Genomic DNA, 11567 nt, shown 5'->3' on the forward strand with positions numbered 1-11567 from the left:
AAATAATATGTCGTAACTTTGCCGGCTGCGAAAAAAATTATGAAGAAGAAAAATATTTTAAAAGGAGTATTGTTTGTCGGTTTTGGAGCGAGTATTTACGGAATGCTTGCTACGTTTGTGAAAATGTCTTACAAAGACGGTTTTACGACTTCTGAGGTAACAACAGCTCAGTTTGCTTTAGGAATTACAGGTCTTTTAATTCTGAATTTTATTCAGACGATAACATCCAAAAAGAAATTATCATCACCCAGCCGAAAAGAATTCAGAACGCTTTTGATAGCGGGTACTTCTTTAGGTTGCACCAGTCTGTTTTATTATATAGCGGTACAATATATTGCTGTTTCTATTGCGATCGTATTGCTGATGCAGTCGGTGTGGTTCAGTGTAGTGGTAGAAAGTTTTATTACCAAGAAATTTCCGAATGCTAAAAAAGTGGTTGCAACACTAATTGTTTTGTTGGGAACGGTTTTAGCAACAAATCTAATTAATCTTGAGGTAAAGTTAGATTGGCATGGTATCTTTTGGGGAGTATTAGCTGCAGCATCTTTTACGATGACCATGTTTACGTCGAATACTTTAGCAACACATTTACCGGTGCTTAGAAAAAGTGTCATCATGTTAACGGGTGGTTCTGTCGTTGTTTTAACATTTTTGTTTTTTGCACAAATTGGACCGTTGTATTCTGAAAGTTTAAGATCTTTTTATTTAAATTTTACTGAAAACACAGAACATATAAGACCATTTGATTACTCGATTTTCTGGACTTATGGGTTTATTTTGGCCCTATTCGGAACGATAATTCCGCCTATTTTGTTCAATTTAGGTTTTCCGAATACAGGTTTAGGACTGGGGAGCATTATTTCTTCATTAGAACTTCCAGTATCTGTAACGATGGCTTTTGTTCTTTTGGGTGAAAAAGTTATTCTTATCCAGTGGGTTGGAATTATTTTAATTCTAATGGCCATTGTTTTGATGAATTTACCTTCGAAAAAAGAGAAAGTACTTACTGAGCAATTGTCTTAAAAATGATAATTAAATTATAAATAATACCGAAAACCGTTTCTTTTGAAGCGGTTTTTTTAAATTTATATCTAAAATCAATTTTTCATGAAATATTTTAAAAATGCTGCAGTTGTTATGTTGTTTTCATTAGCGTCAGTTTCTGTGTTTTCCCAAATAAAACCTTTAGATGCGATGCTTTCCAACTATCAATATCCTTTTGAAGTTCATTTTAAAGATTTAAAATCACAAAATCAAACTCTGAAAATGGCATATATGGATGTAAAACCCAAAAAGCCAAACGGGAAAACCATTATGTTGCTTCATGGGAAAAATTTTAACGGAGCGTATTGGGAGAAAACGGCAAAAAATCTTTCAGATAAAGGGTTCAGAGTAATCATTCCTGATCAGATCGGCTTTGGTAAATCTTCGAAACCTCAAAGCTATCAGTTTTCTTTTGCTCAGTTAGCAAGTAATACTAAAGCAATTTTAGATGATTTGAAAATCGACAAAATCATTGTTCTCGGACATTCGATGGGTGGAATGGTTGCCACAAGATTTACTTTAATGTATCCTGAAACTGTTGAAAAATTAATTCTCGAAAACCCGATTGGATTAGAGGATTATAAAGCTTTAGCGAAATATCAAACCATTGATGAAGCGTATCAGTCTGAATTGAAAAACACAGCAGAAACGTACAAAAATTATCAGCTTAAATTCTATTACGACAACAAATGGAAATCAGAATATCAACCTTGGCTCGATCTCATCGCAGGTTGGACGCTGCATAAAGATTATCCTCAAGTTGCCTGGAATGCAGCATTGACCAGTGATATTATTTTTAATCAACCGGTCGTTTATGAATTTAAAAATATAAAAACTCCGACCTTATTAATTATCGGAACAAGAGACCGAACGGCAATCGGAAAAGACCGTGCGCCAAAAGAAATTCAGCCAACGATGGGGCAATATCAGGAATTAGGAAAGAAAACGCAACAGCAAATTGCAGGTTCAAAACTGGTTGAGCTCGAAAACGTAGGACACCTTCCACACATCGAAGTTTACGATAAATTTTGGAATGCTTTGTTTGATTTTATAAAGTAAGGTGATGGGTGATGGAAGTGGAATGCTGGAAGTTTACAAGATTGAGAATCAAATCTAAATAGGATTTTGATGAGAATTCCCCTCCTCTGGAGGGGTGGCAAAAATTCTTTGAATTTTTGACGGGGTGGTTTAAAACGTTTCTTTTTCTTAGCCCCGATTGCAACGACATCCTTTTTCTGAAATGGCTTGAAAAAAGAGTTGGCGAAAAAGATATAGTGGAAAGCGGGAAAAGCTCCTAAAAAATAGACTTCAAAATAAAAAGAGACCGCTAAAAATTAGCAGTCTCTTTTCGTATGTGTTGTTGTCTGAATTATTTCTTCTTGTAAGCAGCGTCTTTAATTCTCGCTTTTTTACCTCTAAGGTCTCTGAAGTAGTAAATTCTAGATCTTCTAACTTTACCTCTTCTGTCAACTTCGATTTTTTGAAGAGCAGGCATGTTGATAGGGAAAACTCTCTCTACACCTACATCACCACTCATTTTTCTGATTGTAAAAGTCTTTGTAGAACCTGTTCCTCTTAATTGGATAACAGTTCCTTTGAAGAACTGAGTTCTAGTTTTTTGACCTTCCTTAATCTCGTAATACACAGTGATTGTGTCTCCAGCTTTGAATTCAGGGAATTCTTTTTTTGTAATGTACTTGTCTTGTACGTACTTTAATAAATCCATTTTTGTAATAAAAATTTTTTGTCAAGCTAAACAACGTACACGGACTTCGTCAGAGGTTGAATAACAGGCTGCAAATATATGAAATGTTTTTTGAATTTGCCAAACAATTTTACAATAAGAAAATACCTTTCTAAGGGTTCTTTTTTACGAAAAAGTTAACAGATGCTTATTATTAGGGTCATTTTGAGTTTACAAGTGAAATTTATATTTGCGGGATTTTAAAATTACAGTATTCCAAAACAATCCAATTCTAAAAAAAATCTATTATGAGGCATTATTTGTTTTTCTTTTTTTTCGTCGTCCAGCTTGCGAATGCTCAAGCTTTGTTTCCTTACTTGCAAAATCCGGCTCACAATTCTATGATTGTCAACTGGAAAACAAGTTCAGACAATGAAACCACGGTTCTTTATGGGAATTCTCCCACAAACCTTAATGTAACGGTAACAGGAACTACCAATATCTTTTCTGACACAGGTTACAATAACAATTACTATTATCACACCGCAAAAATTACAAACTTACAACCCAACACCAAGTATTACTATAAAATAAAAACAGGAGCCAGCGAATCTGCGGTTTATAATTTCAGAACACTTCCTCTTCCGGGGCAAGCTGTAACCCTTGATGGTAAAATAAGGTTCTTGATTATGGGAGACAACCAGATCAAAGCAGAACCGCGATATGATTCTTTGAATTATAAAGCTTATAAAAAATTAAAAGAGAAGTTCGGGCTTACTTCAGATCCTTCCGATAATATAGCCCTGACTTTTATGGTAGGAGATCAGGTAGATGTGGGAACCTTAGATCATTATGAAAATGTTCACTTTAAAAAGAACAGAAAACTATCACCGTACCTTCCGATTCTTACAACAGTAGGAAATCATGAGACATATGGTACTTTAGGAATGAATTCTTACTACGCCCATTTTAATATTGATGAAATTAAATATAAAAATATCACATCAGGGAACGAAAATTATTATGCTCAACAAGCAGGAAACGTACTTTTTGTAAGTTTAAGTTCAGAGCATACAGGTTCTGCACAGCAAACGTGGCTTCAGCAGATTTTAACCGAAGCAAATAATGATCCTACAGTTGACTGGATTATTTCATTAAGCCACAGACCTTATCAGGCAGAGCAATATGTTGGTGATATTTCTACTTGGGTAAGAAACAATGCAGTGCCCCTTTTAGCAGGATCTGATAAATATTTGATGCACGTTGGAGCTCACCATCACCTTTATCACAGAGGACAACTAAAAAATACTCCAAACTACCAGATTATTTCTGGTGGAACGGCTTGGGATCAATATTGGGGAATGTCAACAGAACAGGATTTTGATGATGTACAAAAAACGTTAACCGATTGGACGTATCAAATCATTGAAGTTGATGTAGCCAACGGAAAAGTAGATATCGAAAGTTATTCTATTGGAGGGATCTATACACAAAAAGATAATGTGTTGATCGACTCATTCCACCGATATAAAAATAAGCCTAAACCACAGAAGCCAGTAATTACAAATACATTTTCGGCTCCTGTAACTTTACCTTTAACATTAAACGGAAGTGCTTTTTCTTCTCCGGCAAATGAACTTTTAAATACGACTCAGTTTTTGGTAAGCAAAGCTGCTGATTTTTCGGTCATCGAAAAAGAATTTTACAGAGATTACGAGAACTGGTTCGGGAAAGAAGGTAACGGAAATCCTGATGTTACTAAAAACTTAAATGCAGGTGTCGATATCACAAAAGCCACTTTTGCAGCAAACTCTATCACCAACGGAGTGTATTATGTGAAAACCCGTTACAGAGACAGAAATATGGAGTGGAGTGATTGGAGTGATGTAAAACAGTTTGAGATCACAGGAAGTGTAGTTTCAAATCCTAACCTTATTTTAAATAAGACAGAATATTTGCAGAATGAAGCAATTATAGCAACTTACAATGACGGGCCGGGAAATCAACAGGATTGGGTAGGGCTTTATAAAAAAGGTCAAAATCCTACAACGACAACTTCTCAAGGTTTTGTTTATACCAACGGACAAACTTCAGGAGTAGCTACTTTTCCAAATGGTTTAGCAACAAAAGGGCAGTATTTTGCAGGCTTTTTTGCCAATAATGGATATACGGAAATTGCTCCTAGGAAAAACTTTTATGTAGGACCAAAAGTTGTACTTCAAACAACTGCTGATGCATATCCGGTTGGAGGAACGGTTGTTGTTAATTTTAATAATGGACCAAATTTAACAAAAGACTGGATCGGAATTTACAAAATGGGACAAGTTCCAGGGCCAACTCCGGCTGCAAAATGGAGTTATGTAACAACTGCTTCCGGAACTCTTAATTTTACAGGTCTTCCAAAAGGATATTATTATGCTCAGTATTTTCTTGAAGATGGATATACAACAGTAGGAGAAAAAGTTTTCTTCAAAGTAGGAGATATCGTTACAGATCTTTGGATCAATAAACCAGTGTATACATTGGGTGAAAACATCACCGCTTCATGGACGGATTCTCCGGGAATTATCAAAGACTGGTTAGGAATTTACCCTCAAAGTGTTTCAGTTCCTGATGATCAATTCATTTCATATACTTATTTTGATGGTTTAGCTCAAGGTACAAAAGCCATTATAGGAAATGTAAATGGAGTGCCAACCACAGCAGGTAATTATTATATGGTGATGTTTACCAACGATTCTTACACAGAAGTTTCAAACAGAGTACAGTTTCAGGTTACTGCCGGAACTTTGGGAACTGAGGAAACTAAAAATAAGACCGAGAAAAATGTAGTTATATATCCTAATCCTACAAAACCGGGTCAGCCGACTTTTATTAAAAGTGATTATCCTATTGAGAAGATCGAATTGCTATCTGCTACAGGTCAGCTCTTATATAAATCTGAAAACGTACAAAATCAGCGTTTTTCTTTAGTCAATGAAAATCTTCCAAAAGGTGTTTACTTTGTAAAAGTTCATACCAGAAAATTATTTACTTTAAAATTGATCATAGAATAAAAATATTCACAACTTATTGATAGATAGCGGAACTTGTTTCCGCTATTTTATTTTTAACAATAAAGTAAACTAATTTTAAACCTAAAAAATTTTTAATGCTTTTCAAAATTCATTTGGAATACGGTAGATATGATAAAAATGTTTAAATTTAAAACGGAAAAAAATCAAATATTTCATGATAGATAAAAGAGTAAAAAATGCCGCAGAAGCGATTGAAGGAATCCAGGATGGAATGACCTTAATGTTGGGAGGGTTCGGACTTTGTGGAATTCCAGAAAATTCAATCAATGCTTTGGTAGAAAGTGATGTAAAAGATTTGACATGTATTTCAAACAACGCCGGAGTTGATGATTTCGGATTGGGATTATTGCTTCATAAAAGACAAATTAAAAAGATGATCTCATCTTATGTGGGTGAAAATGCAGAATTTGAAAGACAAATGTTGTCGGGCGAATTAGATGTTGAATTGACGCCACAAGGAACTTTAGCTGAAAAATGTCGTGCCGCTCAAGCTGGAATTCCTGCATTTTATACTCCTGCAGGTTTCGGAACTGAAGTTGCAGAAGGTAAAGAAGTAAAAGATTTCAAAGGAAAGCCACATATTTTGGAACATGCTTATGAAGCAGATTATTCAATCGTAAAAGCCTGGAAAGGTGATCACGCAGGAAATCTGATATTTAAAGGTTCAGCAAGAAACTTCAATCATCCAATGGCAGGCGCAGGAAAAATTACCATTGCTGAAGTAGAAGAATTGGTTGCTCCAGGAGAACTAGATCCAAACCAGATCCATATTCCGGGAATTATGATTCAAAGAATCTTTCAAGGTGAAAATTTTGAAAAAAGAATAGAGCAGAGAACTGTGAGAAAAAAAGATTAATTTTTTTCATTTCTAAAAATATAATACCCCGAAATTCAACTTTCGGGGTATTTTTTTTGTAATTATTTATAATCCAATTGTCATTCCGACGCAGGAGGAATCTTTGTTTTCAATTTTGTGAACTTCCAACTTCCATCATCCTACCTTTACAGCCTATATCCAACTCTCAATCCAAAACAAAAATTAAAAACATTTCCTGAACTTTCTTCTAAATTCAATTTTTGGAAAAGTGGTTTTAAACCTGTTCCATTTCGGGTATCTTTTATTTCGTCATACTCAATATCGCTGTTGTTAATTTTTCTATTCATCAATCCCAATCCAATATAAGGTTCTAGAATAATTTTTTTCGATACTGAAATTTGATTTCCGAAAGTAATGTTAAAACCTTTTGCCGTTCTTTTGGTTCCAAAATTATCTGTATAGAACTTTGTTTCATCACTTTTTGGCGAAAAATCTACGGAATTTGTTCCTTCATTTTCTCTGTAAAACAATTGTAGCCCCACATAAAACTCATTTCGTTTAGACTCAATCCTTGAATTGAGCAATTTGAATAAATAAACTCTTCCTTCAAGATTAGTTTTAAAACCTTTAGACTTTAATAATAGAGTATCTGCTTTGCTAAAATCATACAATTGATATCCAAATTCTGCGTTCATACTGAAATACGGATTGATCTTTCTTTCAGCAGAAATTTGTAAAGTAGGATAAGAAACTGCATCGACTAATTGCGTCGCGTTTAGTTTCAAGATCCAATTGCTTTCCTTTGATTCTTGCGCAAAAATCAAATTTGAAATCATCAGAATAAGAACAAATAGAAGTTTTTTCATTCAAATTATTTTTAAGTTTAAAATATTTTAAAAATAATAAAAAACACATTATGTTAAAATAAAAAATATAGGGATACTATTTTTTAAGCTAATCTAAATATTATCAACACGTTAAACTTAAATTAATGTGACCGATTTGTTACAGGTTTTTTCGTAGAGTTTTTAAGCCAAAGGTAATTCTGTCGCCTTCCTTTCCCCAATCTGCTGTCTCCACATCGCATAATACAACCCTTTTTCTTCAATTAATTGCAGATGAGAACCTGTTTCGATGACTTGCCCGCGTTCCAAAACATAAATTCTGTCCGCATGCATGATCGTACTTAATCGGTGCGCGATCAAAACGGTGATCTGTTCTTTTTCTTTAGAAATTTCTTTGATCGTAGTTGTAATTTCTTCTTCGGTAATGCTGTCTAAAGCAGAAGTTGCTTCATCAAAAATAAGAAGATGAGGTTTTCTCAACAAAGCTCTTGCAATGGCAATCCTTTGTTTTTCACCACCGCTTAATTTTAATCCGCCTTCACCAATAACGGTTTCAATTCCTTTTTCGGCACGTTCTAAAAGAGCGGAACAGCTTGATTTTTTTAAAGCCAATTGTAGATCTTCTTCCGTTGCAGAAGGGTTTACAAACAAAAGATTTTCTCTTATTGTTCCTGCAAAAAGTTGCGTGTCCTGTGTTACAAAACCGATTTGATTTCTCAATTCATCAAAATCAAACTCCTTTCCGTCAACATTATTATAAAAAATACTTCCTTCCTGTGGTCTGTACAATCCTACAAGTAATTTTACCAACGTACTTTTTCCTGACCCACTTGGTCCTACAAAAGCGATGGTTTCGCCATTTTTCACATCAAATGAAATAGAATTAAGCGCTTTATAATGAGCACTCTGATGTTGAAATGAAACATTTTTGAATTCTAACTCCTCAATTGCTCCGATCTTTTTCGGGTTTAAAGGTTTAGGCTCCACTTCTTTTTTCATTACTCTGTCAAAATTTTGAAGAGAAGCTTCTGCTTCACGATAAGAAATAATGATGTTCCCAATTTCCTGCATCGGTCCGAAAATAAAGAATCCGTAAAACATCAATGATAAATATTGTCCTGGAGTTACGATATTTTTAAAGATCAATAATAATAAAGTGAAAGTGATCACCTGCTGTAAAAAATTCACCAAAGTTCCTTGTACAAAACTTAGCGAACGGATACTTTTTACTTTTCTCAACTCCAGATTCAGGATTTTGTACGTGTTGTTATTCAAACGTTCTACTTCCTGATTGGTCAATCCCAAACTTTTTACGATTTCAATATTTCTAAGGCTTTCTGTAGTACTTCCCGCCAAAGCTGTCGTTTCGGTAACGATATTTTTTTGAATGGTTTTAATTCTTTTACTCAATAAATTGGTTACAACAGCGATAAAAATAATTCCAACAACATAAACCGGCATGATCGACCAATGCAAACGAATCGCATAAACTGAAACGAAAATGATACTCACTAAAATTCCAAAAAATACATTAACGAAATTATTGATGAACTTCACAGAATCTTCTCGTACTTTAGTTAAAATAGAAAGGGTCTCACCACTTCTCTGATCTTCAAACTCCTGAAAAGGCAATCGCATAGAATGTTGTAAACCATCGGTGAAAATCTTTGCCCCAAATTTTTGAATAATTACACTCACAACATAATCCTGAAAAGCTTTGGCAATTCGGCTGATCATTGCAGTTCCGATCAACAGACCCAAAAAATAAAATACACCGTGATAAATATCGGTTCCGTAGAGATATTCATTCAACGTTCTTGGGATCAGTTTTTCTTTATCAAAAAAATTCGGCTGGTTTACCAGTTTATCTAATATATTTCCCGTTATAGCAGGAGCAAATAACGAAAAGACTTGATTGATAGAGGCTAACAAAAGCGATGCAATAATCAGCCATTTATATGGTTTTAAATAATTTAATAGAATTTTCATTTGTAAAATTAAAAGCCCACAAATTTACGATAATTTGAGAAGTAAAATTTATCATAGGATAAGAAAGAAAGTATTTTCGTAATTCTGAAAAAATGGCTAATTTGGCAGGATAAGATTATGCTATGCTAACTAAAGAACAAATTGCACAAAGAATTTCAAAAGAAGTAAAAGACGGATATTATGTAAACTTAGGAATCGGAATTCCAACATTGGTTGCCAATTACGTTCCTGATAATCTTTCAGTAGAGTTTCAAAGCGAAAATGGAGTTTTAGGAATGGGTCCATTTCCTTTTGAAGGAGAAGAGGATGCCGACATTATCAACGCCGGAAAACAGACCATTACCATTCTTGATGGCGGTTCATTTTTTGATTCTGCATTCAGTTTTGGGATGATCAGAAGCCAAAAAGTAGATCTTACGATTCTTGGAGCAATGGAAGTTTCAGAAAACGGAGACATTGCCAACTGGAAAATTCCGGGAAAAATGGTAAAAGGAATGGGAGGCGCAATGGATTTGGTGGCTTCAGCTGAAAATATCATTGTTGCGATGATGCACGTTAATAAAGCAGGAGAAAGCAAAATCCTAAAGAAATGTTCACTTCCTTTAACCGGAATTAACTGTGTGAAAAAAGTGGTTACAGAATTAGCGGTTTTAGATGTAACTCCGGCTGGTTTCAAATTAGTTGAAAGAGCTCCTGGTGTTTCAGTAGAACACATTATAAAATCAACAGAAGCAGATTTGATCATTGAAGGCGAAATTCCTGAAATGCAATTCTAAATAAAACAAAAACCTTGTCACACAGACAAGGTTTTATTTTTTTAATGACCTAGGAAATCGTAGCGTTAAGAAAATAAATTCTGTGAACGTCAAGAAAATTCTACTTTTTGAGCGCGGCAAGGATTAGGTTAATAAACTAAGCGTTTAATCCGAACGAGTTTTGGGAATTTTAGGATTCAATTTTAATTTTTAGCCGTAGTTTCCAATCTTGAATTTTTGTTTCTTTTGTTTCAAGACAAAAGAAATTTACTTTCCATCCTGCGCCCCAAAAACCTTCTGCAAAATACTCGTTGTTCTCATTACAGAATTATTTCTGATACCGCTTTCTTTTTCGGCAACCATTTTAAAAACACCGTTAATCGTTTCGTTGGTTACATATTCATTTAAATCTGTTGAAACAGCCTGTCCTGTTAAAGTATTGTATTTGGAAATCAAATTAGTCCAAACTTTGTCAGCACCTACTTTTCCTAAAGAAGCTTTTACTTTTGGCTGAAAAGCAGTAAACAACTGAGATTGAGTTTTTCCTTGCAGATAATTGGTTGCTGCATTGTCGCCTCCCAACAAAATATTTTTAGCATCTGTAATCGTCATTGAGGTGATCGCTTTTGTGAAGATCGGTGCAGATTCTGTAACGGCATCTTCAGCTGCCCTGTTGAGTAACTTTACTCCCTGATCGGCTAAACTTCCTAATCCGAATGCGCGAAGTTTGGTGTCAATCACTCTTAATTTTTCAGGCATTAAGATTTTTACTGCTTCATTCTTCAGGAAACCATCGGTTACGCCTAGTTTTTTTACACCTTCCGTTACTCCCAAATTTAAAGCTTCTTTCAAACCTGATGAAATTTGTGTTGAAGTCAGGCTTCCTAAATTGATGGGCGAAGTATTTTTTGTTGGTGTTTGCTGAGTGTTTACAGGAGGAGTTATTGTGGTCGTTTTTGGATTATTTAAATCAACACCGGTTTGACTTTTAACGGTAGATTTAATTGCATCTAAAATCTGTGACTGTGCAGAAACTGAAAATAATAATCCAGTTGCTAAAAAAAATATTTTTCTCATCGTTTATTTTATACAAAATTAGATATTTTAAGATTGAAAAAGTTAAATGTTGTTTATTATTTTTAGTGCCGGTTTAAATTTGATATTTATTTTCACCATTAAGAAATTAAGATTATTCAGCTTAAAAAAAACTTAATAAAATCAATTCATTGATTTCTTAAACTTATTTGATTTAATTAACTAAAATCCTTAGAGCCTGTTTAAAAATTAAGTTTATTTTAAACATTAAGGAATTAAGATCTTTTAGCTTAAAGGACTTAATAGAAATCAATTCATTGG

The 11567-nt window shown here is 34.2% G+C and carries 9 protein-coding genes; 5 read left to right on the plus strand and 4 right to left on the minus strand.

The features are described 5' to 3' along the window. Positions 1–39 precede the first annotated feature (39 nt). Both AB671_RS13460 and AB671_RS13465 read left to right on the plus strand, forming a co-directional pair. Positions 40–1023: an EamA family transporter gene (locus AB671_RS13460; protein WP_066681735.1), complete on the plus strand. Its 984-nt coding sequence runs from the start codon at positions 40–42 to the stop codon at positions 1021–1023. A gap of 84 nt (positions 1024–1107) precedes the next feature. After that, the gene (locus tag AB671_RS13465; RefSeq protein ID WP_066678642.1) at positions 1108–2103 is read left to right on the plus strand and encodes an alpha/beta fold hydrolase; all 996 of its coding nucleotides are present in this window, start codon (positions 1108–1110) and stop codon (positions 2101–2103) included. Positions 2104–2413: 310 nt separating this feature from the next. On the opposite strand, the gene rplS is transcribed toward AB671_RS13465, so the two are convergent. Next, positions 2414–2770 carry a 50S ribosomal protein L19 gene (rplS, locus tag AB671_RS13470; RefSeq protein ID WP_007846341.1) on the minus strand — a complete coding sequence of 119 codons (357 nt, stop codon included), beginning with the start codon at positions 2768–2770 and terminating at the stop codon, positions 2414–2416. Positions 2771–3036: 266 nt separating this feature from the next. Between rplS and AB671_RS13475 the strand changes: the two genes are divergently transcribed. Further along, complete coding sequence (locus AB671_RS13475; protein ID WP_066678640.1) at positions 3037–5784, plus strand: fibronectin type III domain-containing protein; 2748 nt, start codon at positions 3037–3039, stop codon at positions 5782–5784. A 175-nt stretch (positions 5785–5959) separates the two neighbouring features. Then, positions 5960–6661: a CoA transferase subunit A gene (locus AB671_RS13480; RefSeq protein WP_066678638.1), complete on the plus strand. Its 702-nt coding sequence runs from the start codon at positions 5960–5962 to the stop codon at positions 6659–6661. Positions 6662–6807: 146 nt separating this feature from the next. Here the strand turns inward: AB671_RS13480 and AB671_RS13485 are convergent, their stop codons facing one another. Next, positions 6808–7488, minus strand: a complete 681-nt coding sequence (locus AB671_RS13485) for a DUF3575 domain-containing protein (RefSeq protein ID WP_066678636.1) — start codon at positions 7486–7488, stop codon at positions 6808–6810. Positions 7489–7650: 162 nt separating this feature from the next. Continuing rightward, positions 7651–9456, minus strand: a complete 1806-nt coding sequence (locus tag AB671_RS13490) for an ABC transporter ATP-binding protein (protein WP_066678634.1) — start codon at positions 9454–9456, stop codon at positions 7651–7653. 122 nt (positions 9457–9578) lie between these two features. On the opposite strand from AB671_RS13490, the gene AB671_RS13495 reads away from it, so the two are divergent. Continuing rightward, positions 9579–10232, plus strand: a complete 654-nt coding sequence (locus AB671_RS13495; RefSeq protein WP_066678629.1) for a CoA transferase subunit B — start codon at positions 9579–9581, stop codon at positions 10230–10232. A gap of 246 nt (positions 10233–10478) precedes the next feature. Here the strand turns inward: AB671_RS13495 and AB671_RS13500 are convergent, their stop codons facing one another. Then, entirely contained in the window at positions 10479–11288 is an 810-nt protein-coding gene (locus tag AB671_RS13500; protein WP_066678627.1) for a DUF4197 domain-containing protein, read from the minus strand. Positions 11289–11567: the final 279 nt, after the last annotated feature.

The sequence above is a fragment of the Chryseobacterium sp. BGARF1 genome (assembly GCF_001677955.1).
Taxonomy (GTDB): Bacteria; Bacteroidota; Bacteroidia; order Flavobacteriales; family Weeksellaceae; genus Chryseobacterium.